General features: G+C 68.7%; 26 protein-coding genes. 16 read left to right on the forward strand and 10 right to left on the reverse strand.

Going from position 1 to position 24919, the window contains the following annotated elements; genetic code table 11:
* Window positions 1-126 precede the first annotated feature (126 nt).
* The 5 genes from CAM01S_RS12580 to CAM01S_RS12600 are packed head-to-tail and all read left to right on the forward strand — an operon-like array spanning window position 127 to window position 2468.
* Window positions 127-594 (forward strand): Asp23/Gls24 family envelope stress response protein, encoded by a 468-nt coding sequence (locus tag CAM01S_RS12580; RefSeq protein ID WP_083528028.1) that lies wholly within the window; start codon window positions 127-129, stop codon window positions 592-594.
* Window positions 591-782, forward strand: coding sequence for a DUF2273 domain-containing protein (locus CAM01S_RS12585; protein ID WP_066522367.1), 192 nt, complete (start codon window positions 591-593; stop codon window positions 780-782). The genes CAM01S_RS12580 and CAM01S_RS12585 overlap by 4 nt, the downstream gene beginning before the upstream one ends.
* The gene (locus CAM01S_RS12590; protein WP_066522369.1) at window positions 779-1198 is read left to right on the forward strand and encodes a hypothetical protein; all 420 of its coding nucleotides are present in this window, start codon (window positions 779-781) and stop codon (window positions 1196-1198) included. The genes CAM01S_RS12585 and CAM01S_RS12590 overlap by 4 nt, the downstream gene beginning before the upstream one ends.
* Window positions 1195-1860: a hypothetical protein gene (locus CAM01S_RS12595; protein ID WP_066522376.1), complete on the forward strand. Its 666-nt coding sequence runs from the start codon at window positions 1195-1197 to the stop codon at window positions 1858-1860. Before CAM01S_RS12590 ends, CAM01S_RS12595 begins: the two co-directional genes overlap by 4 nt.
* Window positions 1857-2468 (forward strand): Asp23/Gls24 family envelope stress response protein, encoded by a 612-nt coding sequence (locus CAM01S_RS12600; RefSeq protein ID WP_066522378.1) that lies wholly within the window; start codon window positions 1857-1859, stop codon window positions 2466-2468. The genes CAM01S_RS12595 and CAM01S_RS12600 overlap by 4 nt, the downstream gene beginning before the upstream one ends.
* Window positions 2469-2526: 58 nt before the next feature.
* Here the strand turns inward: CAM01S_RS12600 and CAM01S_RS12605 are convergent, their stop codons facing one another.
* Window positions 2527-3852 carry a M23 family metallopeptidase gene (locus CAM01S_RS12605; RefSeq protein WP_157071563.1) on the reverse strand — a complete coding sequence of 442 codons (1326 nt, stop codon included), beginning with the start codon at window positions 3850-3852 and terminating at the stop codon, window positions 2527-2529.
* A 71-nt stretch (window positions 3853-3923) separates the two neighbouring features.
* Entirely contained in the window at window positions 3924-5600 is a 1677-nt protein-coding gene (locus CAM01S_RS12610) for a hypothetical protein (RefSeq protein ID WP_157071564.1), read from the reverse strand.
* 72 nt (window positions 5601-5672) lie between these two features.
* Between CAM01S_RS12610 and pyrE the strand changes: the two genes are divergently transcribed.
* Together pyrE and CAM01S_RS12620 are read left to right on the forward strand one after the other, a co-directional pair.
* A complete protein-coding gene (pyrE, locus tag CAM01S_RS12615) occupies window positions 5673-6224 on the forward strand; it encodes an orotate phosphoribosyltransferase (protein ID WP_066522392.1) in 552 nt (183 codons plus the stop codon).
* A 290-nt stretch (window positions 6225-6514) separates the two neighbouring features.
* Entirely contained in the window at window positions 6515-7957 is a 1443-nt protein-coding gene (locus CAM01S_RS12620) for a hypothetical protein (RefSeq protein WP_157071565.1), read from the forward strand.
* Here the strand turns inward: CAM01S_RS12620 and CAM01S_RS12625 are convergent.
* The gene (locus CAM01S_RS12625; protein WP_373277707.1) at window positions 7879-8679 is read right to left on the reverse strand and encodes an HAD-IIA family hydrolase; all 801 of its coding nucleotides are present in this window, start codon (window positions 8677-8679) and stop codon (window positions 7879-7881) included. The genes CAM01S_RS12620 and CAM01S_RS12625 overlap by 79 nt on opposite strands.
* A gap of 83 nt (window positions 8680-8762) precedes the next feature.
* On the opposite strand from CAM01S_RS12625, the gene CAM01S_RS12630 reads away from it, so the two are divergent.
* The 4 genes from CAM01S_RS12630 to CAM01S_RS12640 all read left to right on the forward strand — a co-directional run bounded on the left by CAM01S_RS12630 (window position 8763) and on the right by CAM01S_RS12640 (window position 11521).
* Window positions 8763-9392: a TrmH family RNA methyltransferase gene (locus CAM01S_RS12630; protein ID WP_066522626.1), complete on the forward strand. Its 630-nt coding sequence runs from the start codon at window positions 8763-8765 to the stop codon at window positions 9390-9392.
* 61 nt (window positions 9393-9453) lie between these two features.
* A complete protein-coding gene (locus tag CAM01S_RS14735; RefSeq protein WP_157071566.1) occupies window positions 9454-9621 on the forward strand; it encodes a hypothetical protein in 168 nt (55 codons plus the stop codon).
* A 99-nt stretch (window positions 9622-9720) separates the two neighbouring features.
* Window positions 9721-11007 carry an adenylosuccinate synthase gene (locus CAM01S_RS12635; protein ID WP_066522398.1) on the forward strand — a complete coding sequence of 429 codons (1287 nt, stop codon included), beginning with the start codon at window positions 9721-9723 and terminating at the stop codon, window positions 11005-11007.
* 193 nt (window positions 11008-11200) lie between these two features.
* Window positions 11201-11521 carry a hypothetical protein gene (locus CAM01S_RS12640; RefSeq protein WP_066522405.1) on the forward strand — a complete coding sequence of 107 codons (321 nt, stop codon included), beginning with the start codon at window positions 11201-11203 and terminating at the stop codon, window positions 11519-11521.
* Between the two features lie 45 nt (window positions 11522-11566).
* Here CAM01S_RS12640 and CAM01S_RS12645 read toward each other — a convergent pair whose 3' ends face one another.
* Window positions 11567-12313 carry an SOS response-associated peptidase gene (locus CAM01S_RS12645; protein ID WP_066522409.1) on the reverse strand — a complete coding sequence of 249 codons (747 nt, stop codon included), beginning with the start codon at window positions 12311-12313 and terminating at the stop codon, window positions 11567-11569.
* Window positions 12314-12317: 4 nt separating this feature from the next.
* Complete coding sequence (locus CAM01S_RS12650; protein WP_245631641.1) at window positions 12318-13205, reverse strand: shikimate dehydrogenase family protein; 888 nt, start codon at window positions 13203-13205, stop codon at window positions 12318-12320.
* Window positions 13206-13291: 86 nt separating this feature from the next.
* On the opposite strand from CAM01S_RS12650, the gene CAM01S_RS12655 reads away from it, so the two are divergent.
* From CAM01S_RS12655 to CAM01S_RS12665, 3 genes are all read left to right on the forward strand, one after another.
* Complete coding sequence (locus CAM01S_RS12655) at window positions 13292-14287, forward strand: iron-siderophore ABC transporter substrate-binding protein (protein WP_066522412.1); 996 nt, start codon at window positions 13292-13294, stop codon at window positions 14285-14287.
* A 75-nt stretch (window positions 14288-14362) separates the two neighbouring features.
* A complete protein-coding gene (locus tag CAM01S_RS12660) occupies window positions 14363-14731 on the forward strand; it encodes a chorismate mutase (RefSeq protein ID WP_083528029.1) in 369 nt (122 codons plus the stop codon).
* Window positions 14728-15852, forward strand: coding sequence for a lactonase family protein (locus tag CAM01S_RS12665; protein ID WP_083528030.1), 1125 nt, complete (start codon window positions 14728-14730; stop codon window positions 15850-15852). The genes CAM01S_RS12660 and CAM01S_RS12665 overlap by 4 nt, the downstream gene beginning before the upstream one ends.
* Here the strand turns inward: CAM01S_RS12665 and CAM01S_RS12670 are convergent.
* From CAM01S_RS12670 to CAM01S_RS12685, 4 genes are read right to left on the reverse strand one after another with little or no spacing between them, the layout of a single operon-like run.
* Window positions 15835-16779 (reverse strand): 2-hydroxyacid dehydrogenase, encoded by a 945-nt coding sequence (locus CAM01S_RS12670; RefSeq protein WP_066522420.1) that lies wholly within the window; start codon window positions 16777-16779, stop codon window positions 15835-15837. The two genes, CAM01S_RS12665 and CAM01S_RS12670, sit on opposite strands and share 18 nt — an antisense overlap.
* Complete coding sequence (purL, locus tag CAM01S_RS12675; protein ID WP_083528031.1) at window positions 16779-19211, reverse strand: phosphoribosylformylglycinamidine synthase subunit PurL; 2433 nt, start codon at window positions 19209-19211, stop codon at window positions 16779-16781. Before purL ends, CAM01S_RS12670 begins: the two co-directional genes overlap by 1 nt.
* On the reverse strand, window positions 19208-19903 hold the full coding sequence (gene purQ / locus CAM01S_RS12680; protein ID WP_066522636.1) for a phosphoribosylformylglycinamidine synthase subunit PurQ: 696 nt from the start codon (window positions 19901-19903) through the stop codon (window positions 19208-19210). The genes purL and purQ overlap by 4 nt, the downstream gene beginning before the upstream one ends.
* Before the next feature lie 5 nt (window positions 19904-19908).
* A complete protein-coding gene (locus tag CAM01S_RS12685; protein WP_066522423.1) occupies window positions 19909-20160 on the reverse strand; it encodes a phosphoribosylformylglycinamidine synthase subunit PurS in 252 nt (83 codons plus the stop codon).
* 115 nt (window positions 20161-20275) lie between these two features.
* Between CAM01S_RS12685 and CAM01S_RS12690 the strand changes: the two genes are divergently transcribed.
* On the forward strand, window positions 20276-21982 hold the full coding sequence (locus CAM01S_RS12690; protein WP_083528032.1) for a DHA2 family efflux MFS transporter permease subunit: 1707 nt from the start codon (window positions 20276-20278) through the stop codon (window positions 21980-21982).
* 122 nt (window positions 21983-22104) lie between these two features.
* Here the strand turns inward: CAM01S_RS12690 and CAM01S_RS12695 are convergent, their stop codons facing one another.
* Window positions 22105-22929, reverse strand: a complete 825-nt coding sequence (locus CAM01S_RS12695) for a cytochrome c oxidase assembly protein (RefSeq protein WP_066522424.1) — start codon at window positions 22927-22929, stop codon at window positions 22105-22107.
* A 246-nt stretch (window positions 22930-23175) separates the two neighbouring features.
* On the opposite strand from CAM01S_RS12695, the gene CAM01S_RS12700 reads away from it, so the two are divergent.
* Window positions 23176-24702 carry a catalase gene (locus CAM01S_RS12700; protein ID WP_066522426.1) on the forward strand — a complete coding sequence of 509 codons (1527 nt, stop codon included), beginning with the start codon at window positions 23176-23178 and terminating at the stop codon, window positions 24700-24702.
* Window positions 24703-24919 lie beyond the last annotated feature (217 nt).

Raw genomic sequence — 24919 nt, forward strand, 5'->3', positions numbered from 1 at the left:
ACGACCAGTGGAGGCCAGGCCTCGCCGGCGAGGCGCGCGTCCGTACGAGCGATGCACGGCTGAAAGGTGCACTGTGTCTGTATCGGCGCCGGAAGCGCGCCAGCGGGATGAGGAAAGGTATCGGCGATGGCAGGCGCGACGAACAGCAATCGCAATTCGACCACTGCGACGGCGTTTCCGGAGGGGTCCGGAGCGCAGCCGCGATCAGCGGCTCCGGCGATGACGCGCGGTCGGACGATCGTCGAGGACGCCGTCGTCGCGAAGGTTGCCGGTATCGCGGCTCGAGAGGTTCCGGGCGTCTTCGCGCTCGGCGGTAACGCCGCGCGCGCGTTCGGAGCGCTCCGCGACGCCATCGGATCGAGCGACTTCGGTCAGGGTGTCCGTGTCGAGGTCGGGGAGACGCAGGCAGCGGTCGACCTGACGATCGTCGTGGACTACCCCGTTCCGATGCTCGAAGTCGCGTCGGCGGTTCGTGAGGCCGTTGCGCGGGCCGTCACGGAGCTCGTCGGGCTCGAGGTGACCGAGGTGAATGTCGCCATCCATGACGTGAACATTCCCCACCAGAACGATGCGCTCGAAGGACGACGGCTGTGAACGGCACCCTCATCGGCGCCGCGATCGGAGCACTGCTGGGCATCGTGGCGGTGGCGTTCGGCTTCTGGCCGATGGTGCTCGTCGCCGCGTTGATGGCGATCGGTGCGCTGGTCGGCCGCGTCGTCACCGGCGCGATCGACCTCGGCCGACTGGTCGACGTGCTCCGCGGGCGTCGGAGCTCATCGTGAGCGGGGGCTCGGGCCAACGGGCGTCGGTAAGCGGGTGGGAGCGGATCGACGCTCCCGCACTGATCCGCACCGCGCAGGCCGTGGCGGCGGAAGCGATGTCTGTGCCGAGTGACGCAGTGAGCGCTCGCGTGATCGACGACGGGCGTGGAGCCCTCGCGATCGTGATCGACGCTCCGCTGATCGCACCGATGCTCGGCGCGCCGTCCGCATCGTGGTCCGGAGGACGTGCCTTCTCGACGAGGGCGCTCGCGGGGCCTGATCGGGGTGGAGCGGGCGATTCCTCGGCCATCGTTCGCGCCCACCGGTCCCGGTCCGAGATCGCGGAGCGTGTGCAACGCATCACCGGGCGCCGCGTGCACCGCGTGGATATCGACTTCACGGCTGCCGTCATCGACGCGGGCCGGCGGGTTCGATGAGTGCGGGCCCGACGGAGCGTCTCGCGAAGGACCGGGTGTCTCCGGGGGACGTGCGCGATGGTGGCGACCGCGATGATCGGGCCGCCCGGGCAGCGGTGGAACGGCGCGTCCTGCGTCGGGAGGGTTCGGTGTCGCGATCGGGTGCGGCGGCCGTGGTCGCGGTGATCGCGCTCCTCGTCGCGCTCGGCGTCCTCGCGGCGGGCGTCGCAGGGCTCCTGGGTGAGCGGATCGGTGTGTTCGATCCGCGAGCGGCAGCAGCCGCCGTCCCTGTGCTGCCACAGCAGACCATGCCGTGGGTGCTCGCCGTGATCGGCGTCGCCGCCATGGTCGTCGGGGTGTTCGTGCTCGCGCTCGGCGTGCTGCCGAAGCGTCGCCCACGGCACGTTGCCCGGGCGGAGCGACTGGCTGTGATCATCGACGACGAGGTGATCGCCTCGGCGCTGGCACGAGCGGCACGATCGCGGACCCGGCTCGGTCCGGAGGCGTCGGTCGCCTCCGTCGGTCGATCCACCGCGGACGTCGTGCTCCGTCCACCGGCCGGGCTGGATGTCCCCGCCGTCGCCGCGACCGGTGCCGTCGAGGACGAGCTGACCTCGATCGGTGCTGAACCGCCGATCACCGCGCGCCTTCGCGTCCTGCCCACGGGGCGGGTGGGCGGATGAACCGCGGCAATCGAGCCCTCGGCCGCGGAGCGCTGATCGTTGCCGGGTTGGCGCTCATCATCGCCGGCGTGGAGGCGCTGCTCCTGGCCCTCACGCCGTCAGCGCGCCAGATGTGGCGGACGGCAACGGCAGGGGCCGCGCGGGCGCTCGCGTCGGCAACCCGCGGGCCGAGCGGCGGCGCCGCGGCTGGCCCCGTTTCGGCCTGGTGGGTCGTGATCGGCGTGTCGACGGCGGTGGCGATCCTCGCAATCGTCGTCCTCGCGACGCGTGGTGGTGGGCGAACCGACGAGGTGATCGTCGACGAAGACCGATCTGGCCGGATCCCGGGGGTGGTCCGCGTGTCCACCCCCGCGGTTCAGCGGGCGCTGTCCACTGCGATCGATGCGCTTCCCGAGGTGCAGTCGCTCGCCGTCGACGTCTACGCGGTGCGGAGAGTCCCGACGATCCGGGTCCGGGTGCGGCCGCATCGAGGCGTCGCGCCTCGACGACTCATTGACGACGTCACGACGATCGTCGAGGGGCTCGATGATCTGCTTGGGACCCACCTCCCGGTGCTGCTGCATGTCGCGCGGAGCAGCGGCAACGATCGGGCACCCCGCGTTCGCTGAGCTGCGAGGCGGCCGGTGACCGCAGCCGTCCGATCGGTGCGAAAGTGCTGGGGCGGCCTCAGAAGTGCACGCCGTGTGATGCCATGAACGGGACCGGATCCACCGTCGTGCTGCCCCGACGCGTCTCGAAGTGCAGGTGGCACCCGGTCGAGTTCCCTGTCGAGCCGACCAGCGCGACGACCTGACCGGCATTGACGTGCTGGCCGACGCGGACGCGGATGCCCCCGTCGACGATGTGTCCGTAGGCGGTGGCGGTTCCGTCGGCATGGTCAATGCGCACGAAGTTGCCGTATCCGCCGAACCACCCCGTGTACCCGACGGTCCCGCCGGTGGCGGCGACGATGTCCGAGCGGCAGGCGCTCCCGAGGTCGATCCCGTCGTGCTTCGTCGCGACGCCGGTGATCGGGTGGACGCGCCACCCGTAGGGGCTGGTGATGCTCCCGCCGGCCGGGCGGACCCATCCGGACGGGGTGCCGCCTCCGGCGCCGCTGCCCGGGTCACCCCCGCTTCCAGCGCCGCCGCCCGCGCCTGGATTCGGACGATTCGCTGCAGCCGCCGCAGCGGCTGCGGCCGCCCGCGCGGCTTCCCCCGCACGGAATTCGGCTTCTGTCCGGATGCGACCCGATGTCAAGGTGGCGAGCTGGGCCTGCAGTGTCGCTTGCTGCTGCTCTTGCTCGGCGAGCGCCTTCGCCGCTCGGTCGGAAGCAGCCTGTGCTTGCTCCATTCGCCGCTGCGCCTCGGCGCGCTGCGCGGCGAGCGCCTGCGTTGCCCGTGCGGCCTGCCGTTGCAGCGCACCAGCGGACCGAGCGGCCGAGCGTGCAGCGGATTCGATATCAGCGGCCCGGCGGCCGAGTTGTGCGGCAGTGCCGAGCTGGAACAGCAGACCCTCAGTGTCGGTCGGTGTGCTGATCGCGGCGGCAGCGAGGTCGCGTGCGCCGGATTGGGCACTCCGTGCTGCGAGTGCTCCGGCGAGTGCCGCGTGCGCTTCAGCGCGGAGCTTCTGCTCGTCGGCGGCATGGTGGAGACGGGCCTCCTCGTCCGCGGCGAGGTCCGCGGCGCGCTGCGCTGCGAAATAGGCGTCACCCTCGCTGCGCGCGACGCGCTGTGCGTCCGCCGCCGCGCCTTCCAGTTCGGCAAGCGACGTGCGGAGGCGATCGATCGTCGAACGCGTGGAAGCTTCGTTGCCGCGCGCGGCAAGCACGTCGGCCCACGAGGGGAACGCCCGGTCGGCGGCGACCGCGGGTTCGGGCGCGGCGATGGCGGCGACCACGGCGGCGACCAGCGCGGCTGCTCGGAGCACTCGGCTTTGCCGGTGCGCATGTCGCGCTCCGCGCGGGAGATCGGAGGAGCCGATGCGTGCAAGGCGGACGCGGTAGGAGGGCACGAGACAGTCCTTCAGTCAGGGTGTCCGGAAATATTACAGAATGCGGCATATCTGCCCAACGTGACAGGATGTCACTGGGGAAAGCCGCGCCTCCTGAGTTCGGCGATCCCGGACGAGCGCACCGCCGAGGCGAGCGTGTGCGCGCCGGCTGTTCCGGCGTAGTCCCAGATGTCGTACCCGGTGCAGTGCGTCACGCGTGCCGGCTTCCCGAGGCGGTCCTCGACCGGCACCGACCAGACATCGCCCGCACCGACGACGACGTACGTCGGATGCGCCCACCGATAGGCGCCGAGATCGTTCAACCACGGGTAGACGTGGAAGTTCGAGCGAACCTGCAGGAGGTCGACGCTCGGATCCCCGTACGCGGCGAGCGGCCTGACCGTCCAGTACTGCCCGACCCCCTGCACCGATCGCGACCCCACCCATCGGTCGAGGCACTGCGCCGGGTCGTAGGCGGCCGCGCGGACCGTGGCCACGGCCGGCGGCGCGAGCGTCGCCCCGAGCGCGAGGGCGATCACCGCGCCGACCGTGGTGAGTACTCGGCCGAGCCGGAAGCGTCGCGCCACCCGCGTCGGGCGAACCGTCGTCCGGACGAGCTCGGCGACGGCAATGAAGCCGACGAGCAGCATCACGACGATCGGCTCCAGGTAACGAGGCGTGTTCGAGCCCGAGACGATCACACCGACCGAGAGTGCGGCGACGGTGACGACGGAGAGGCTCGACGCGACGAGCACCGGGAGTGCGGTGCGAACGCGCCACGACCAGACCATTCCGCCGACGCCGAGGAGGACGCCCGCGAAGAGGAGCACCAGCTCAGCAGCGCTCGCGGGGGTTCCGGTCATGCTGTCCGTGACTTGCGCGAAGAACTCGACCGTCGCGGCGGCCCGCTCCGGCTTGACGTACGAGCCGGGGGTGAGGGTGACGAATCGGGCGAACGGGATCCGCCCGAGATAGCCGAGCGACGCGCCGATGCCGACCGAGGCCGTCACCAGGACGCCGGCACGGATCGGAACGCGGCGAAGAACCACCAGCAGCCACATAGTGACGATCGCAGGGCCTGCGGACCATGGCACGTACAGCGGATTGGACAGCGTGACTGCCGCGGCAACGACCGCGAGGACGATCATCGGCAGGAGCGGGACGCGCTCCGGCACGAGGAGGGTCGAGCGCAGGATCCTCAGGACGAGCGCGACGCTGCCCAGCGTGGCGAGCAGCGCGCCGTAGTAATACGTCGTCGTCAACAGCAGGGAGGCCAACTCCAGATTCGTCGGCGAGCTGTCGGACTCGAGGAACACCAGGAGCGTCAGCAGAGCCAGCGCGGCGGCGGCGACGGCGATCCGGTCGCGCTGTCGTGCCGCGGGCATGAGCTGCGCGGCGACCGCACGAAGGAGCGGATACACGGCCAGCAGAATGAGGAAGCCGTTCAATGCCAATGCTTGCTGCGGGGTCGCCGTCACCGCCGCGCAGGCGAGGTAGACCGGGATCTCCGGGATCACGAAGAGCGTCGGCGACATGGCCCACTCGATCGGCAGACCTGCTTGCATCGCTCGTCGGATGAGCGGGAGGAGCACCGAGTCCGCGTTGTACCAGAGCAGTGCAACACGAGGAGTGACGAGAACGTGCCAGAGGGCCGCGATGGTGAGCGCGACAGCCGTCGCAGCACCGAGCACCTCGGCGGCGAGCGCTCCGCGGCGACGGTCATCGGCCTGCCGTGGTCCGGCAGGATCCATCCGCCGGAGATCACTCATGGAGGGGAGCGTACCTGTCCCGGTTCCGGGCTGACTGTCGTGCGCAGGGACGCCGCGATACCCTGGGTCGTTGTGAATGACGCACGCGCGAAGCTGATCGACCACATCACCGCTGAAGCGGTGTTCCACGGCGACTTCACGCTCACCAGCGGCAAGAAGGCGTCGTACTACATCGATCTTCGCAAGGTCAGCCTGGATCACCGTGTGGCGCCGCTCATCGGTCAGGTGATGACCGATCTGATCGCGCCGATCCCCGACGTCGCCGCCGTCGGCGGATTGACCATGGGTGCCGATCCGATCGCCACGGCCGTGCTGCATCAAGCCGCGGCGCGTGGGCTCACGTACGACGCCTTCGTCGTTCGGAAAGAGCCCAAAGACCACGGTCGCGGACGGCAGGTCGAAGGACCGGATGTCGCGGGTCGGCGCGTTGTCGTGCTCGAGGACACGTCGACGACGGGGGGCTCACCGCTGAAAGCGGCAGCCGCACTCGAGCGTGAGGGCGCGATCATCGCAGCGGTCGCCGTTGTCGTCGACCGCGCGACGGGCGCGCGGGAGACGATCGAAGCAGCCGGATACCCGTACTTCGCCGCGATCGGACTCGCTGACCTGGGGCTGGCCCCGTGACGGGACCAGACGAGCGCGCTGGCCAGGGCTCGGACGAGCATCGCGGGACCGGCGGCGAACGAGACGGGGCTCCTGACGACGACCGGACCGCCGCGTTCCCGGTGCTGCCGTCCGCCTCGTCCATCTTCGGCGAGGCACCGACCAGGGAACAGTGGGCCACCCGCCGGGAGCGGCGCGCGGCCGAGCGCTTCCGGAATGCAGATGGCGTTCCGAGGGAGGAGCCGACGCCGCCCGCAGCGCCCGAGCCGCCTGTTGCGCCCGGGCCGCCTGTTGCGCCTGAGCCTCCCTCGGTGCCCGCTCCACCTGCTGCGCCGGTGCCACCTGTCTCGTCTGCTTCACGCCCTCCGCTCGTCATTCCTGAACCCGCTGCGACGCCGCCCGAGCCGCGGAGCGCGCATCCGCTGGCGATCGAGCTGCCCACTGCGAGAGCGCATCGCGACGAGCGGCGTTCGCTCTCGCAGCAGGTGGACGCTGTCCGACGGGCGGCGGATCCGAACGGCGACGGGCGCACGGACGTCGACTGGCTCGGTCGAGCTCGCGCCGACGCGGAGCAGACGCCAGCTGCTCCGGAGGTGCTTCCGCCGGCAGCACAGCCGAGCCCTCCCGATGGGGCGCACGCGGCGATACACGACGCGCCGACCGATGACATTCCGGTCGTGACCGGTCCGATGCTGCCGGTGCCGCCGACGATCGCCGACCGATCCGCGGTCGACGAACCGCCGAGCTTCACCGATCTCCTCCGACAACCCGTTCCGCCGCCCGTGCGACATCGGGTCCCGCCACAGCTCCCGCCGCTTGGCGCTCCCGCGCCCGAGGCGGAGGCCCACCTCCCTGCCGAGGAAGCGTCGGTGGCCGCGAAGGCCGCGCGAGTGCCTTCCGAGGAAGTGCCGGTGGTCGCCGAGGCCGCGCCAGTGCCTCCCGAGGCATCGCCGGCTGTCCCAGAGCGCGCTCCGACGTTCGGCGAGGCGCCGGAGGACGTACGAACCCAGGCGTTCACGCTCCCGCCGTCGACGTCTGCTCCTCCTCGCCCAGAGGAATCCGCGCCGAGCATCGACGAGATACTCGGCCTCAGCGCTCCGCCCGCGCCCAACCCGCCCGCGCCGATCCCACCGGCGAGCCGTCCGTCGCGGACCGCGCCACTGGATACTCCCGCGCCGTCGCCGTTCGTCCCCCCGTCAGCGCGTCCGGGCGCTTCACAGTCGTGGGCCGCCCCTGGGGACTCCGACACAGCCTCCGCGGCCGACATCGACCAGTCCGAGTGGGATGGCCGTGAGACGAGCGACACGAGCGCCATCCGCGCAGTGTTCGGCACCGGCGCTCTACACACGGTCGACGCGCCGGAACGGGACCCGTTCGACAATCAGACGCGAATGATGCCCGTGGTCGACCGGGCCCCCGGCTCGCTCCCGCCCGAGGCCGCACCGAGACCGGTGCAGTTCATGAACGACGGGTTCGCGCGCCTGCAGTCCGAAGGCCGCCGCGGGAAGCAGCTGCTCGTGTGGGGTGCGATCGTCATCATCGTCGTCATGATCGTCGCGGTGTTCCTCCTCACGCGGTGGATCATCGGCGGCGACATCAGCAACCACCAGTCGCCGTCGCCGTCGCCGTCGTCGTCGTCGCAATCAGCGACCCCGAAGGCGGCCGGGGTCTGGAATCAGAGCTCGGACTCGACCGGGCCGCTCGCGACGAGCTCGTGGACACCCTCGATGATCTCGCTCGGACGGAACGGATAGCGTTCGACCTCGGTCATGTCGCTGATGCCGGTCATGACGAGCACCGTGTGCAGGCCCGCCTCGATTCCGGCCTGGACGTCGGTGTCCATTCGGTCCCCGATCATGCCGGTGTTCTCCGAGTGCGCCCCGATGCGGTTCATGGCCGATCGGAACATCATCGGATTCGGTTTCCCGACCACGTAGGGTTGTTTGCCGGTCGCTTTCTCGATCAGCGCCGCGATGGCTCCGGTGGCGGGCAGAATGCCTTCTGTGCTCGGTCCGGTCGCGTCCGGGTTCGTCACAATGAACCGCGCGCCGTCACGGATCAGACGGATCGCCTTTGTGATTGCTTCGAACGAGTAATTCCTGGTCTCGCCGACCACGACGTAGTCCGGGTCGGTCTCCGTCATGATGAACCCGGCCTCGTGGAGCGCAGTCGTCATGCCGGCCTCACCGATGACGAACGCGGAACCACCTGGCATCTGCGATGCGCAGAAGTCGGCGGTGGCGAGCGCGGAGGTCCAGATGCGGTCCTCCGGGACGTCGAGCCCCGAATACCGCAGTCGCGCGCTGAGATCTCTCGGCGTGAAGATCGAGTTGTTGGTCAGCACCAGGAACGGGGTTCCGGTGTCGAGCCACTGTCGAATGAGCTCTGGCGCTCCTTTGAGCGCGGTGTTCTCATGGACGAGAACCCCGTCCATGTCCGTGAGCCAGCATTCGACCTCGTCCCGTCGTGCCACCATGCGCTCACCATATCGGCCGGGCGTCGCCGTACGCTCGGAGGGTGACCGACCGCCTCCCGTCCGACCCGCAGCGAGTCGCAACCATGCCGCCGCCGTCCCCAGAGCAGACGACCCACGGCGTCGGACCGCATCCGCGGCCGTGGCCCGTCGGTCCGCAGTGGGACCCCGATCTCCTCGAGCATGGCGACAGCCGGAACGTTGTCGACGCCTACCGGTACTGGACGATGGAGGCCATCGTGGCGGACCTGGATACGCGTCGGCACCGCTTCGACGTGGCGATCGAGAACTGGCAGCATGACCTGAACATCGGATCGATCGTTCGGACCGCGAACGCGTTCCTGGCGGGAACCGTGCACATCGTCGGTCGACGCCGGTGGAACAAGCGGGGCGCCATGGTGACCGATCGCTATCAACACGTGCGGTACCACGCGGACATCGACACATTCGTCGCTGCCATGCGCGAGGACGCGCGTCCGATCATTGCGATCGACAACCTGCCCGGTGCGCAATTCGTTGAGCGCGTGACGGTACCGGAACGCTGCGTGTTTCTCTTCGGTCAGGAGGGGCCCGGTCTGTCCGACGCTGCCCTCGCGGCCGCCGATACGCATCTGGCGATCGCGCAGTTCGGTTCGACGCGGAGCATCAACGCCTCAGCCGCCGCAGCGATCGTCATGCACGCCTGGGTCCGGGAGCATGCGTCGTTGCCCGAATAATCTTGGTTGCGCTAGAAGGATAAGTATTTAGCCAAACTAGCGATCGTGCGATCATGAGGTCATGCACGATCGGAAGAATCTCGCTCTCCTCCGTCAGAACCCGATGGAATGGCGCCGCCACGGCCTCACGCCACCCGCTGCCCTGCAGGCGATGGTCGAGGCGCGCGTGCGCAGCTACGACCCGGCCCCGAGCACCGAACCGAGCTACGCGGACTTCTTCGCCGCCTGACCTCCCGACACCGCCCCTCCTTGGCGAGTCGATAGACTCGGGTGGACCACCGGCCGGCCCGGTCGTGTGCGGTCCTCCGCCAAGGTGAGGAGAACCACCATGCCCGCAGTCGTCATCGTCGGAGCCCAGTGGGGCGACGAAGGAAAGGGCAAGGCCACCGACCTGCTCGGCAGCCGGATCGACTTCGTCGTGAAGTTCAACGGGGGCAACAACGCCGGACACACCGTGGTGGTCGGCGATGAGAAGTACGCGCTCCACCTGCTCCCGTCCGGCATCCTGACGCCGGGCGTCACGCCGATCATCGGCAACGGCGTCGTCGTCGACATCGAGGTGCTGTTCCAGGAGCTGGAGGCGCTGAGCGCCCGCGGCGTCGACGTCTCCCGCTTGCGCGTGTCCGCCAACGCGCACGTCATCACGCACTACCACCGGACCATCGACCGGGTCACTGAACGATTCCTCGGCAAGCGGCAGATCGGGACGACCGGTCGCGGCATCGGTCCGACCTACGCGGACAAGATCAATCGCGTCGGCATCCGGATCCAGGACATCTTCGACGAGAACATCCTGCGGCAGAAGGTCGAGGCCGCGCTCGACCAGAAGAACCACCTGCTCGTCAAGATCTACAACCGACGTGCGATCTCCGTGGACGAGATCGTCGACTCCCTGCTTGCCTACGCCGACCGGCTCCGTCCCATGGTCGCCGACACCGCGCTCGAGATCCACCATGCCCTCGAAGGCGGCAAGACGGTCTTGTTCGAAGGCGGCCAGGCGACGATGCTCGACGTCGATCACGGCACGTATCCGTTCGTCACGTCCTCGAATGCCACTGCCGGAGGCGCGTCCACCGGCTCCGGGATCGGTCCGGGCCGCATCGACCGCGTCATCGGCATCGTGAAGGCGTACACGACTCGTGTGGGGGCCGGGCCGTTCCCGACCGAGCTGTTCGATGCCTCTGGGGACTTCCTGCGTGCGAACGGCTTCGAGTTCGGCACGACCACGGGGCGCCCGCGCCGGTGCGGCTGGTACGACGCGCCGATCGCGCGATACTCGGCGCGCATCAACGGCGTCACCGACTTCGTCCTCACGAAGCTCGACGTGCTCACCGGGCTCGACGAGATTCCGGTGTGCGTCGCCTACGAGGTCGACGGCGTTCGCGTCGACGAGGTCCCGGTGTCGCAGACCGACTTCCACCACGCGAAGCCGATCTACGAGCGGTTCCCTGGGTGGAGCGAGGACATCACGGGCGTTCGCCGGTTCGAGGACCTGCCGAAGAACGCGCAGGACTATGTCCTCGCGCTCGAGGCGATGTCCGGCTCGCGGATCTCGGTGATCGGCGTCGGACCCGGCCGCGATGCAGCGGTCGTGCGTCACGACCTCCTCGGATAGCCGCCAAGCGAAGCCCGGCTTGTACCCCTGTACCCCGGAGGCGCCGCCGTCGACCGGCGAGAATCCGCCAAGAAATCAATGGATAGCGCTTGAAGAACCTTGAGAACGCGCGGATCCTCTAGCAACGGGCGTCGCGCCTCCGTACCGTAAGAGGTACACAACGTCGTACCCCGAACGGAGAAGGAGCGCAGCCATGAGCACCATTGCACCCCGCCCCGAGGTCACCCTCGACACGGAGACCATCGAGACGATCGCAGCGATCGAGGCCGAGGTGTCGGTCACCGTTCCCCCGACGCGCGCCGTGATCAGTTGGACCGAGACCGACGAGGGCCTGTGGGCAGCGAACTACGGCGGCTACTTCGGCGGCACCGTGGACAAGCAGGGCCGGCACTACTTCGTGTCCGATACCTTCGGGTCCTACGTCGGCGACTTCGCCTCCCTGGAGGAGGCGCAGGCACAGTTGGCGTCGCGCTTGCACGTGATGCTGCCGAACGTCATTCACCCCATCGACTGAGCGTCGCGTTCGGGTCGCCGCTCCCGGCGTCGCCCGCTCGCCTCGCTAGCCCTCCTGCACCGGCTCGATCAACATCGGGCCGGTGCTTTTGGCATTGTTGACGGCGCGCGAGACCTCGTACTGGTCCAGTTCGCCCGCCACGGAGCGCGACTCGCTGTCCAGCATGGCGAGGAGCTCATCGGAGGATGGGCCGGCCTCCGAACAATCGAGCCACGCATCGTACGAAGCCGGCGTCAGGAACGCAGGCATCCGATCGTGCACCTCGCCCGGTGCCACGTGCGCGTCGCGGGTCACGATCGCGAGCGACAGGCGCCACCGCTCAGGATCCGCCCGGTCCTTCGTCGGATCGGGCCACGCGCTGACGACCGCGGCCATGGCGATCGCGCCGCTCGGGCGGAAGATGTAGTGCGGCTCCTTGCCGTCCTCGCGGACCACCCACTCGTAGTAGCCCTGCGCCGGCACGATGCATCGGTTGCTCTGGAAGGCTCTGCGGAACATGCCCGACGTGGCGACCGTCTCCATCCGTGCGTTGATCGGCTGCGGCCGCTGCCGCCGGAAGTCCTTCGCCCAGGAGGGGACAAACCCCCACTGGATGTCGGTCAGCGCACGCTCGCCCCGGAATTCACGCACCGTCTGGATCGGCGTGGACGGCGCGACGTTGTAGTTCGGGACGAGACCCGTGACGATCTCGCCCGTGTCCGCATCGACGTGCTCCGTACGATCCGCGAGCTCGCCGACCAACTCCGGGAGCAGGTCGGCGGTTCGATCCGACACAACGAAGCGACCGCACATGCGTTCAGTCTGCCGTCTCGGGTGCGCCGATGCGCTCGGGAAGTCCCACGCTCACCCGCATCGCGCGGCGGACTGCGGATTCGTCGGGGAGTGGGCTCTCGACGTCGCCGCCGACGAACACCCGAATCTGCCCGATCGCCTGCTCCGTGAGCATGTCGAGTCCGTTGAGGACCCGACCACCTGCCTGTCCCCACGAGCGTGCGATCGCGGTGGGCCAGGGGTCGTAGGCAACGTCGAACAGGACCGCGTCGGGCCCGGATGGATGCAGCGGCAGGCCGTCCGCCGCTCCTCCCGGCAGGGTCGAGATCACAAAGCCGAGCGGACCGGCATCGTCGAGGGCCGACAGGGACTGCACGTCGAGGGACACACCGAGCCGAACGGCGAGCTCGATGAGCTCGGACGCGCGACGCGGGTCACGAAGGTAGACGCGCACAAGCTCGGCGCCGAGGCGGTGACTCGCGACGAGCGCGCTCGTTGCGGTCGCACCCCCTCCGATGATCGTCGCCGCACCCGGCACGTGCCCAAGCGCCTCGACCGGACGGACGAGGCCGTCGACATCGGTGTTCACGCCGTACCGCACGGGCCCCGCGGCGTCGTCGACGAAGACGAGCGTGTTCGCCACGCCGAGCTCGTCGACGAGCGAGGTGGACCGGTCGAGGAGGGGGATGACCGCTCGCTTCAGCGGCATCGTGAGGCTGAGTCCACGCCAATCCGGGCCGAGGTGTTCGAGGAACTCGGGAAGCGTGCGCTCGGTGATTTCGTGACGCTCGTAGACGAACGGGAGGCCGAGAACCTCGTACGCGGCGCGATGCATCGTCGGGGACAGCGAGTGTGCGATGGGGGATCCGAGCACCGCGAGGCGCGTGCGAGCGGGAGCGATCGTGTTCGGCACACACCGACCCTATCCGCGGGCAGCGACAGCCAGAGGGACGCGCCATCGGGGCGCCGTGCGTTCAGAGTTAGGTTAGCCTTACCTACATGATCCGATTCCCTCTTCGTCGTCTCTTGGCAGGGGTCAGCGTCGCGCTCGCCGCCGCCGTGGCCCTCGCGGGCTGCGCACCGTCCTCCTCATCAGCGAACAGAACCACCGACGCTGCGCCCTCGGCCGGCTTCCCGACATCGATCACGACCGCATTCGGGACGACCACGATCCCGTCCAAACCAGAACGCGTGGTCGCGCTCGGGTGGGGCGATGCGGAGGTCGCGCTCGAACTCGGCGTCCAGCCCATTGGAGCGAGCGACTGGCTCGGCTTCGGCGGTGACGGGGTAGGACCGTGGCTGAAGGACGCATATCGAACCCGCCCGACGATTGTCGGCACGCTTGAGCCGAACTACGAGCAGATCGTGCGACTCCGGCCCGATGTGATCCTCGACGTCCGGTCCTCAGGTGACGCCGGCCGATACCAGAAGCTCTCCGCCATCGCGCCGACGGTTGCGATCCCGCCGAAGGGGGCGAACTACCGGACGACGAGCGAGCAGCAGGTCACGATGATCGCGAAGGCCCTCGGACGCGAGCAACGCGGAGCGGCACTGCTCGCCTCGGTGTCCTCAGCCTTCGACGCCGCCCGCGCCGCCCACCCGGAGTTCGCCGATACTTCGGCGGTCATCGGCTCCTACAGCTCGCAAGGGTTCGGTGCGTATGCCACCGGCGACGCACGGGTGTCGTTTATGAAGCGCCTCGGGTTCACACAGCCACGGGCCGTCGACCAGGCCGCGGGGAACGGGTTCTCCGTGGCGCTGTCCGAGGAGAATCTGGGCCTGCTGAGCGCGGATCTCACTGTTATCCTGCCGATCTTCACATCGGCAGCGAAGGCTGAGGCGGATCCGTTGTTCCAGCGAGTGCCGTCCGTGGCGGAGGGGCATGCGCTCGTCGTCGACGACGCGCGGCTCGCCGACGCCTTCTCGATCGGAACGCCCGCGGCGACGATCTGGGCCCTGGACCGACTTCCGAGCCAGTTCGCGAACGCACTCTGATCGCCGGCACCTGTCCGAGGGGCGTCGGGGAGTAACACGCACGCCCCTCGGATGGAGGCTCGCTAGGCTTCCCGCATGACCGCCGACCAGCCGCTGCCGCCGGACGGCGCCCCAGATTCCAGCGCCGGCACGACCGCGCATCCGCCGTACGATGCCTCCGCCCTGGCAGAACTTGCGAGCATTCGCCAGAGCATCGACAACATCGACGCGGCCGTCGTGCACATGCTCGCCGAGCGGTTCAAGTACACGCAGCGGGTGGGCTACCTCAAAGCAGCCGCGGGGATGCCGCCCGCCGACCCCGACCGCGAGCACATCCAGGTCGCGCGACTCCGATCGTTGGCGGCGGAATCGCACCTTGACCCAGCGTTCGCGGAGAAGTTCCTGAACTTCATCATCGCCGAGGTCATCCACCACCACGAGCGGATCGCGACCGGAGACGAATGATGTCTGCGGCGCCGCTCACCATGCTCGTCGGCTCCTACACGGCGAGCAGCGGGGGGCACGCCGCGGGCATCTCGCTCGTGCGGAGCGTGCCGCACGATGCCGACGCGGACGCTGGGCACGGCGAAGATGCATACACGGTCACCACGGCTGCCGTGATCGATGACCCATCGTTCCTCGCCCTCGACGGCGACCGGCTCTACGCCGTGTCCGAAGCGTCCGCCGGCAGCGTGCACGCGTTCCGATTCGATGGCGCCCACCTCGAACATCTCTGGGACATCACGAGCGGCGGGGACTCCCCGTGCCACCTCGCTGTGCGCAGCGACGGATCCGTCCTCGTCGCGAACTACGTCAGCGGGTCGGTGGCGCTGCTCTCGGCGGCCGGCGCGATCTCGGACGGTGACCGCGTTCGCGCGGCTCTCCTGACCGCTGCGGCAGACGAGCCGCACGGGGCGGAGACGGTGACGCGCCTCCAGGCCGATCTGATCCGTCTGCATCCATTGCCACCGGCGACCGGTCCGGTGAGCGATCGGCAGGAGGGGCCGCACGCGCATCAGACGCTCGAGACCGACCGCGGAACCGTCCTCGTCGCCGATCTTGGGGGCGATGCGCTGCACGAGTTGCGCATCGAGTCCGATGGGTCGATCGCCCCACTGCACGTGCATCCGCTCGCGCCAGGAACGGGGCCGCGCCACATGGTCTGGCACGACGGTTCGCTCTTCGTGACGGGCGAGCTCGACGGCCGCGTGCATCGGCTCGAGCGCGACGAGCATGGGCGTCTCGTCGAGCGGCGCTCCGCATCTGCGGTCGAGGGTCCGAGCGCGGAGGCGCTCCTCAGCCACATCGACGTGGACGAGTCCGGGCGCCTGTACGCCGCGGTCCGGGGTCCCGACACCATCGCCGTCTTCGACACCGCGAACGGCGGCCTGCGCAGGCTCGCGTCCGTGCCGACTGGAGGCGCGTGGCCGCGTCATTTCGCACGCGTCGACGGATTCCTCCTGGTTGCGAATGAGCGATCCGATGCGATCACGGTGCTCCCGCTCGACGCTGACGGGATTCCAGGCCAGCCGATCGCGAGGATCCCCGTCGGCAGCCCGACCTGCGTCCTACCGGTCGGACGCTGAAACCGTCGGCTCGACGACGACGTTCTCGAAGGGCTCGCCCTGCGCAAGCGCTCGCACCTGTGCGCGCATGAGGTCGAGGGTGCGCGGAACCGTGAGATCGGTGAAGCCGCCGACATGCGGGGTCAGCACGGTGTTCGGTGTGCTCCAGAGCGGGTGGCCGGCCGGGAGCGGCTCCGGGTCGGTGACGTCGAGGGCCGCGCCGATCCGGCCCGACGTGAGTTCCGCGACCAGTGCCTCCGTGTCGATGACGCGACCGCGAGCGACGTTCACGACAAGGGCGCCGTCTGGCAACGCGGCGAGCAGGCCAGCATCGACGAGCCGATCGGTCTCCGGTGTCAGCGGCGTGATGAGAACCATGACGTCGGCGGCCCGGGCGAGGTCGTGCAGCTCGTCGAAGCCGTGCACCTGCCGTCCGTCCTGCACACGAGCGGAGCGGGCGACCACCGTGACAGCCGTGCGGAAGGCCTCGAACCGGGTCGCGATCGCTGTCCCGATCGCCCCGTATCCCACGATGAGCACGCGCCGATCCGCGAGGGCGCGTGTCTGCCGGGGGGCCCAACGCCCAGCGGTGCGATCCCGCTGGAAGCCGTCGATGTCGCGCAGAGCGGTCAGGGTGAGTCCGACGGCCAACTCGGCGGTCTCGTCGTCGTGGATCCCTCGGCCGTTCGCGAGTGCGGCATGTGCCGGGGCGCGCCCGAGCGCATACTCGTACCCGGCGCTCGGAAGCTGCAGCAGGCGCAGGTTCGGCAGCGACTCCAGGTAGGCCCACCGGTGGCCGCCCGCGAAGTAGAACGGGGTGAGCACCACGGCCGGCGCCTCGGGCTCAGGGAACGGTGCTTCGAGGTCCCAGACGGCGAGTTCGATTCCATCCGGGACCGGACCGAAGCGATCGACGAGCTCTTGGAACGGCAGGGTGACGATCGGCATCAGTCGGCCAGCAGCCCACCGCCGAGAACGCCCTCGGTCATCGTCTCCTCGACGATGTGCCCGAAGTGCTCTGGGAGTGTGGCGCCCCAGACCTGGCGCAACTCGTCGACGGACACCTCGAACTGGTCCTGCACGGCGAGGGACCCGGATGTCCGGTCGGTGACACCGATGCGGAGGACCGGATAGCCGCGCGCCTCGCACATGCCCTGGAATCGGACATCGTCTTCACGGCGCACCGTCACGATGACCCGACCCGTCGACTCCGAGAACAGAGCGGTCGCGGCGTCGATGCCGTCGCGCTCCTCGACGCCGTCGAGGACGATGCGTGCCCCCACTCCGAAGCGGAGGACGCCCTCTGCGAGCGCTTGGCCGAGGCCGCCATCCGCGAGGTCGTGCGCCGACGTGAGCAACTGCTCATCGGCAGCGCCGTGCAGCAGGTCCGCGAGGGCGCGCTCTCGGCCGAGATCGAGCGCCGGCGGCCGGCCGCCGAGATGCCCGTGCACCGTACCGGCCCACGCAGAGCCATCGAGTTCGAGCGAGGTCGTGCCAAGTAGGTAGATGTTCTGGCCGTCGTCCTGCCACCCCGACGGGATGCGCTTGGCGACATCGTCGATGATGCCGAGCACGCCGACGACCGGAGTCGGATGGATCGGTGTGGATCCGGTCTGATTGTAGAAGGAGACGTTGCCGCCGGTGACGGGCACACCCAGTTCCATGCAGGCGTCGCCGAGACCGTCGACCGCCTCGGCGAACTGCCACATCACCTCTGGGTCTTCGGGGGAACCGAAGTTGAGGCAGTCCGTGACGGCCGCGGGAACGGCACCCGTCACCGCCACGTTCCGGTATGCCTCCGCCAGGGCGAGGCGTGCGCCGGCGCGCGGGTCGAGGTAGCAGTACCGCCCGTTCGCATCGGTCGCGATCGCGACCCCGAGGCCTGTGGTCTCGTCGACGCGGATCATGCCGCCGTCGTCCGGGAAGGAGAGCGCAGTGTTCCCGAGGACATACGTGTCGTACTGATTCGTGACCCAACGCTTGTCGGCGAGGTTCGGCGACCCGAGCAACTGGAGCAACTGGGCGCGCAGACCGGCGCCGTCATCGGGGCGATCGAGCGCCGCGGCGGAATCGGACTGCACAGCGTCGAGCCAGTCCGGGTACCGCACCGGGCGGTCGTACACGGGGCCGTCGATCGCGACGGTTCGCGGGTCGACGTTGACGATCTCCTGCCCGTGCCAGTCGATCACGAGGCGTCCGTCCTCCGTGACCTCGCCGAGCACGCTGGTCTCGACGTCCCACTTGCCGGTGACGGCGAGGAACGCGTCGAGTTTCCCGGGCTCCACGACCGCCATCATGCGCTCCTGGCTCTCCGACATCAGGATCTCTTCGGCGGTCAGGGTCGGGTCGCGCAGGAGCACGTTGTCGAGCGAGATGTGCATGCCGCCATCGCCGTTGGACGCGAGTTCGCTCGTCGCGCAGGAGATCCCTGCGGCGCCGAGGTCCTGGATGCCTTCCACGAGGTTCTGGTGGAAGAGCTCGAGGCAGCACTCGATGAGCACCTTCTCGGCAAACGGGTCGCCGACCTGCACCGCGGGCCGCTTCGTCGGGCCGCCCGCCGTGAACGTGTCGGACGCGAGGATCGAGGCGCCTCCGATGCCGTCGCCGCCGGTCCGCGCGCCGAACAGCACGATCTTGTTGCCGGCGCCGGACGCATTCGCCGTGTGCAGGTCCTCATGGCGGAGGACGCCGACAGCGAGCGCGTTGACGAGCGGATTGCCCTGGTACACCGGGTCGAAGTAGGTCTCGCCGCCGATGTTCGGCAGTCCGAGACAGTTGCCGTAGAACGAGATCCCGCCGACGACGCCGTGGACGACGCGCGCCGTGTCCTCGTGATCGATCGCGCCGAACCGGAGCTGATCCATCACCGCCACCGGCCGTGCGCCCATCGAGATGATGTCGCGAACGATGCCGCCGACACCGGTTGCAGCACCCTGATATGGCTCGACGAACGAGGGATGGTTATGCGACTCGACCTTGAACGTGACCGCCCAGCCGTCGCCGACGTCCACGACGCCGGCGTTCTCACCCATGCCGACCAGCAGGTTCTTCGTCATCTCCGGGGTGACTTTCCTGCCGAAACTCCGGAGATAGTTCTTGCTCGACTTGTACGAGCAGTGCTCCGACCACATGACGGAATACATCGCCAGCTCGCCCGAGGTGGGGCGGCGGCCGAGGATCGCCTTGATGCGGGCGTACTCGTCGGGCTTGAGCCCGAGGGCCTCGTACGGCTGCTCCTTGTCGGGCGTCGCGGCGGCGTCCTGGACGGTGTCCGGGTGGGGGACGGAGCCGGTCGCTTGATCGTGCGGCGAGTCGGGCTGCGCTGTGGTGTTCTGCGCTGGCGTCACGTGCGGAGTGCTCCCGTGGTCGGTGGCCGTCATCGGGCGAGCGCGTGCTCGACGACGGATGTGAAGAAGGTGAGGCCGTCTGTTCCCGACGCCATCGCAGCGTCGGTGTCCGGCCCGAAGCCGGGCTCTGTCGCATGCTCCGGGTGGGGCATGAGGCCGAGCACGTTTCCGCGCTCGTTGATCACCCCGGCGATGTCATCGATGGACCCGTTCGGGTTCACGCCGACGTACCGGAAGGCCACCTGCCCGTTGTCTTCGATCCGCTTGATCGTGTCCGCGCCGGCGACGAATCGGCCGTCCGCGTTCTTGAGCGGGATCACGATCTCCTGCTCGGGAGCGAATCCTGTCGTCCAGTCGGAGGCGGCGTTCTCGACGCGGAGGCGCTGGTCACGCCGGATGAACTGCTGGTGGGCGTTGCGGGTGAGCGCGCCAGGCACGAGGTGCGCCTCCGCGAGCATCTGGAACCCATTGCAGATGCCAAGCACGGGCACGCCCTTGGCCGCCGCGTCGATGACCTCCGCCATGATCGGCGCCTTCGCCGCGATCGCTCCGGCACGGAGGTAGTCGCCGTACGAGAACCCGCCCGGCAGGATGACGGCATCGACGCCCTGGAGGTCGTGGTCACCATGCCAGAGCGCGACGGCTTCCGCGCCGGCGAGGCGCACCGCGCGCGCAGCGTCCCGGTCGTCCAGCGACCCCGGAAAGGTGATGACGCCGATCCGCACCGCGGTCACTGCCCTTCGACGGTGACCGAGACCACGTCCTCGATCACGGCGTTCGAGAAGACATCCGCGGCGATCGCGCGCACCGCGTCGAGGCGGGCCTCGTCGACCGCTCCATCGACGCTGATCTCGAACCGCTTACCGATGCGGACGTTCGCGAGGTCGGCATTGCCGAGCCGGACGAGCGCCCCGCCGACTGCCTTGCCCTGGGGGTCGAGGATCTCAGCCTTCGGCATGACCTCGACGACGATCGTTGGCACGTGTTCACTCCAGCACGGTGGACGGGTCGGGACGGCTCCAGTCTAGGGGCGTCCCGGGCTCCGGATGTCGCTCGCTCATGCCATGCTGAGCGCACGATCCCGGAGGAACTGAACGATGTCAACAACGATTGCGCCTGCGCAGGCCAGCCACCAGGAGCGTCGGCCGTGGCCCGCGCTCTGGGCGCTTGTCGTGGGCTTCTTCATGATTCTGGTCGACTCGACGATCGTGTCCGTCGCCACGCCGACCATCGCCGAGAAGCTGCACGCCGATATCAACGCGGTGATCTGGGTGACGAGCGCATACCTCTTGTCCTATGCGGTTCCACTGCTCATCACGGGCCGGCTCGGCGACCGCTTCGGACCCAAAGTGCTGTACCAGATCGGTCTCGTCGTCTTCACGCTCTCGAGTCTCTGGTGCGGACTCTCGACCTCGATCTCCATGCTGATCGTCGCCAGGGTCGTGCAAGGCCTCGGGGCTGCGCTGATGACTCCGCAGACGATGTCGGTCATCACACGCATGTTCCCGCCGCACCAGCGTGGCTCCGCGATGGGACTGTGGGGGGCGACGGCCGGGGTTGCATCGCTCGTCGGGCCGATCGCCGGCGGTCTGCTCGTCGACGGGCTCGGCTGGCAGTGGATCTTCTTCGTCAACGTCCCCGTCGGCGTCGTCGGCTTCGTGCTCGCCCAGCGTCTCGTGCCTCGCTTCGAAACGCACCCGCACCGCTTCGATGTGCTCGGCATTCTGCTGTCCTCGGTTGGCATGTTCCTGCTCGTCTTCGGCATTCAGGAAGGCGAGACGTACAGCTGGGGCACGATCGCGGGCCCGATCACGGTGTGGTCGCTGATCGTCACCGGGCTCGTCGTGCTCGCGGCGTTCGTGGTCTGGCAAGGGGTGCAGAAGCGCGGCGAACCGCTCTTGCCACTGGGTCTCTTCCGTGACCGCAACTTCACCCTCGCCAATCTCGCGATCACGGCCGTCGGTGTCGCCATCGCGTCCTTCGCGCTCCCGCTCATGCTGTGGGCGCAAGACGTCAAGGCGTTCTCGCCGACGCAGGCCGCGCTGCTGCTCATCCCCATGGCTGTCCTCTCCGCAGGGCTCGCGCCGGTCGTCGGTCGGAACATGCACCGAATCAATCCCCGGTGGATTGCCGCATTCGGTCTCGCGTGTTTCTCCGCGGGGCTGTTCTGGTTCGGCAAGCTCGTCGCCGGCAACAGCGATTGGCAGCTCATTCTCCTTCCAAGCGCGATGCTCGGCCTTGCCAACGCGTGCATGTGGGGGCCGCTCTCGGTCTCGGCAACGCGAAACCTTCCGCCGCGGATGGCCGGGGCGGGGTCGGGTGTCTACAACACGACCCGCCAGATCGGTGCTGTGCTCGGCTCCGCGGGTATCGCGGCGCTGATCGAGGCGCGCATCACGGCGAACTTTCCGTCGCACGCCGGAAGCGCGGGTGGCGCTACGGGAGCGTCCGCGCAGAGCGGGATTCTGCCCGAGTTTCTCAAGCTGCCGTTCTCGGCAGCGATGGGGCAATCACTCGTCCTTCCGGCGGCCGTCGTCGTCATCGCCGTGGTCGCCGCGTTGTTCCTGGCCAAGCCGAATCAGACCGTTGCGTGGACGCAGACGAGTTCGACTCCGACGCAGGAGGGGAAGCAGCCGAGCGCACCGCAGGACCCGAACGGTGTTCGGACGACACACGGACGACACGCGGCACCCGTCGCCATCGACCGTCCGCTGGCTGACGAGGGGGCTCCCGGCGAGCAGTCACGCGATCACCGTCATCTGGAGCAGTCTGATCCCGTTCCGACACCGACAGCGGTCGACTGAGCCGAAAGCAGTCGACAGAACCGACAGCTGTCGAGCGCGCCGACACCGGTGGACGGCGCCGACAGCGGTCGACTGAACCGACAGCTGTCGACTGCGCCAGCTCGAGGGCTGTCCGGGAGCGGTCACCGCTCGCGGAAGCGCTCCAAGTGCGCCCGCGAAAGCGCCTCGACCTCCTCGTCGGAGAGGTCATCGATCGACTGCGCCTCGCGGCGATCGGTCCGCTGCCAGCGAATGAACAGCGCGATGAGCACGGGAATATCGGCGATCTCCGCGATGAACCAGAGGACATCTCCGGCAAGCTGCTGATCCCGCAGGGGCGTCGGGAACCAGCTCGGGCCGATCGCCGCCGTGGTCGCGCCGTCGAGCACGCTGCCGCTGATCCGCAACACAATGCCCGGGATCGCGTCGATCATGAGTTCGACGAACGCGAGCAGGAACTCCGCCGTCACGAACGTCGACGATCGCAGGACGTCGGGCTCCGCAATCGGCGCAAGCAGCAGGAACCCCAGGAGTGGAACCAGCACGGTGATTGCCACCGCCGCGACGACCGACGTGCGCAGCCCGGCGGACAGTGGCGTCAGGAGGAGGCTGAAGAGCACCAGGCCGATGATCGGCGAAACGATCGCGTTCCCCAGGATGCGGACAGCGCGGGAGTGCAGCGCACGCTCGGCGATCTCGGAGACGCGGGGCGGGCCTCCCAACCGGAGGAGCGCAATCGGCGCACCGAGCGCCGCGAACGTTGGCACGGCGAAGAACAGCAGCGCGAGCCGCAGCGTGAACGCCCAGCGCAGCTCCCGGCTGTAGAGCCCGACGATGCCGAATTGCAGCAGTCCGAAGAGCACGAGCGCAGCCAGGAACGCGAGCGAACGGTACCAGGGCCAACGCGCACCTCGGCGCCCGGCACTCACGACCCAGACGCCATACGCGGCGGCCGCGAGCACGATCATCACCGCGGCCAGCGGGTCGAAGTGCCAGATGCTCCAGAAGACGGGGGGAGTGGGCGTGGCGGCCTCCTCGGTCGATGTCGTCCTCTATTGTCCGCCTTTCCGCAAGGGTTCCTGACCGTTCTCCGCACCGTCGATATTCGTCAAGCCGAGCGTGGTTGACTCCAGCCAAGGGGGCCCGCGTCATCCGGCGCGCATTGGCTCGGAGCGCCACGAACGCGCTCGACACACAACCGAAGGGAACGATTCGTGACCGAAGAAAGCTTCCAAGACGATCGTCCGATCGCGACCGCGAACAACGGTGCACCCATCGCCAGCGACGAGCACTCGCTCTCGGTCGGAGCTGACGGTGCCATCGCCCTCCACGACCACTACCTCCTCGAGAAGCTCGCGCAGTTCAACCGCGAACGGATCCCCGAGCGCATCGTGCATGCGAAGGGCGGCGGCGCGTTCGGCACCTTCACCGTCACCGGCGACGTATCCGCGTACACCCGGGCTGCATTCCTGCAGCCTGGTCAGAAGACCGAGATGCTCGCGCGGTTCTCGACGGTGGCCGGTGAGCAGGGATCGCCCGACACCTGGCGCGACCCGCGCGGCTTCGCGCTGAAGTTCTACACGTCTGAGGGCAACTACGACCTCGTCGGCAACAACACCCCCGTGTTCTTCATTCGGGACGGGATCAAGTTCCCCGACTTCATCCGGTCGCAGAAGCGCCTGCCGGGCTCGCACCTCCGCGACCACAACATGCAGTGGGACTTCTGGACGCTCTCTCCTGAGTCAGCGCACCAGGTCACCTGGCTCATGGGCGACCGCGGTCTCCCCGCCAGCTGGCGCCACATGAACGGCTACGGGTCGCACACCTACCAGTGGATCAACGCCGACGGTGAGCGGTTCTGGATCAAGTACCACTTCATCTCGCAGCAAGGCATCGACATCCTCAAGCAGGAAGACGCCGACCGCATCGCCGGCGAGGACGCCGACTTCCACCTCCGCGACCTCGGCGCGGCGATCGACCGCGGCGACTACCCGCGGTGGACGCTCAAGGTGCAGGTCATGCCCTTCGACGACGCAAAGCAGTACCGGTTCAACCCGTTCGACCTCACCAAGGTGTGGCCGCACAGCGACTATCCGCTGACCGAGGTCGGCACGATGGAACTGAACCGGAACCCGGAGAACTACTTCGCGCAGATCGAGCAGGCAACCTTCGAGCCGTCGAACTTCGTGCCGGGGATTGCTGCGAGTCCGGACAAGATGCTGCTCACGCGAATCTTCAGCTATGCGGACGCGCACCGCTACCGTGTCGGCACCAACTACGCGCAGCTTCCGGTCAACGCCGCACGCGTGCCCGTGCATTCGTCGGCGCGCGACGGAGCGATGCGATACGACTTCCAGCCGCAGGACGTTCCGGTGTATCGACCCGATTCAGTCGGCGGTCCGGTGGCGAACCCGGCCGCGGCCGGCGAGGTCTCCGGGTGGGAGTCCGACGGCGAGCTCGTGCGAACCGCTGCGACGCTCCACGCCGAGGATGACGACTTCGGTCAAGCGGGATCGCTCGTTCGCGACGTGATGGACGACGAGCAGCGCGATCGGCTGGTCGCGAACATCGTCGGGCACGTATCGAAGGTCACTCGTCAGGACCTGTTCGAGCGGATCTTCGAGTACTGGTCGAAGGTCGACGCGGAGCTTGGTCGTCGGGTCCGCGAGGGCGTGCAGCCTGAGGCTCCCGGAGCACAGGAGCAGCCCGAAGCCGTTGGCGTCGGTGTTCCCGGCGCCTGAATCAGCGCAACGACAGCGCCCCGGACGAGCATGAGCGCTCGCCCGGGGCGCTTCGTCATGAGGTCGGATCCTGCGTCCGATATTCTGCATGCTCATGTACGTATCACAGCCCCGCGCGAGCCGTAGCGAACGACGAATCCAGGCGCGGAACGCCGCACGAGCACGCCGCGAGGCGATACGTCGACGGGCCCATCGACGGCGATTGCTCGGGTGGTCC

Origin of the sequence: Curtobacterium ammoniigenes NBRC 101786 (assembly GCF_001571045.1) — a bacterium.
In the GTDB taxonomy this organism is placed as follows: Bacteria; Actinomycetota; Actinomycetes; order Actinomycetales; family Microbacteriaceae; genus Curtobacterium; species Curtobacterium ammoniigenes.

Excerpts from the sequence above, each read along its gene's own strand:
- CAM01S_RS12580 (WP_083528028.1), top strand. The coding sequence starts at position 127 with ATGGCAGGCGCGACGAACAGCAATCGCAATTCGACCACTGCGACGGCG.
- CAM01S_RS12595 (WP_066522376.1), top strand. The coding sequence starts at position 1,195 with ATGAGTGCGGGCCCGACGGAGCGTCTCGCGAAGGACCGGGTGTCTCCG.
- CAM01S_RS12600 (WP_066522378.1), top strand. The coding sequence starts at position 1,857 with ATGAACCGCGGCAATCGAGCCCTCGGCCGCGGAGCGCTGATCGTTGCC.
- CAM01S_RS12610 (WP_157071564.1), bottom strand. The coding sequence starts at position 5,600 with ATGAGTGATCTCCGGCGGATGGATCCTGCCGGACCACGGCAGGCCGAT.
- CAM01S_RS12625 (WP_373277707.1), bottom strand. The coding sequence starts at position 8,679 with ATGGTGGCACGACGGGACGAGGTCGAATGCTGGCTCACGGACATGGAC.
- CAM01S_RS12630 (WP_066522626.1), top strand. The coding sequence starts at position 8,763 with ATGCCGCCGCCGTCCCCAGAGCAGACGACCCACGGCGTCGGACCGCAT.
- CAM01S_RS14735 (WP_157071566.1), top strand. The coding sequence starts at position 9,454 with ATGCACGATCGGAAGAATCTCGCTCTCCTCCGTCAGAACCCGATGGAA.
- CAM01S_RS12635 (WP_066522398.1), top strand. The coding sequence starts at position 9,721 with ATGCCCGCAGTCGTCATCGTCGGAGCCCAGTGGGGCGACGAAGGAAAG.
- CAM01S_RS12640 (WP_066522405.1), top strand. The coding sequence starts at position 11,201 with ATGAGCACCATTGCACCCCGCCCCGAGGTCACCCTCGACACGGAGACC.
- CAM01S_RS12645 (WP_066522409.1), bottom strand. The coding sequence starts at position 12,313 with ATGTGCGGTCGCTTCGTTGTGTCGGATCGAACCGCCGACCTGCTCCCG.
- CAM01S_RS12655 (WP_066522412.1), top strand. The coding sequence starts at position 13,292 with ATGATCCGATTCCCTCTTCGTCGTCTCTTGGCAGGGGTCAGCGTCGCG.
- CAM01S_RS12660 (WP_083528029.1), top strand. The coding sequence starts at position 14,363 with ATGACCGCCGACCAGCCGCTGCCGCCGGACGGCGCCCCAGATTCCAGC.
- CAM01S_RS12665 (WP_083528030.1), top strand. The coding sequence starts at position 14,728 with ATGATGTCTGCGGCGCCGCTCACCATGCTCGTCGGCTCCTACACGGCG.
- CAM01S_RS12670 (WP_066522420.1), bottom strand. The coding sequence starts at position 16,779 with ATGCCGATCGTCACCCTGCCGTTCCAAGAGCTCGTCGATCGCTTCGGT.
- purL (WP_083528031.1), bottom strand. The coding sequence starts at position 19,211 with ATGACGGCCACCGACCACGGGAGCACTCCGCACGTGACGCCAGCGCAG.
- CAM01S_RS12690 (WP_083528032.1), top strand. The coding sequence starts at position 20,276 with ATGTCAACAACGATTGCGCCTGCGCAGGCCAGCCACCAGGAGCGTCGG.
- CAM01S_RS12695 (WP_066522424.1), bottom strand. The coding sequence starts at position 22,929 with ATGATCGTGCTCGCGGCCGCCGCGTATGGCGTCTGGGTCGTGAGTGCC.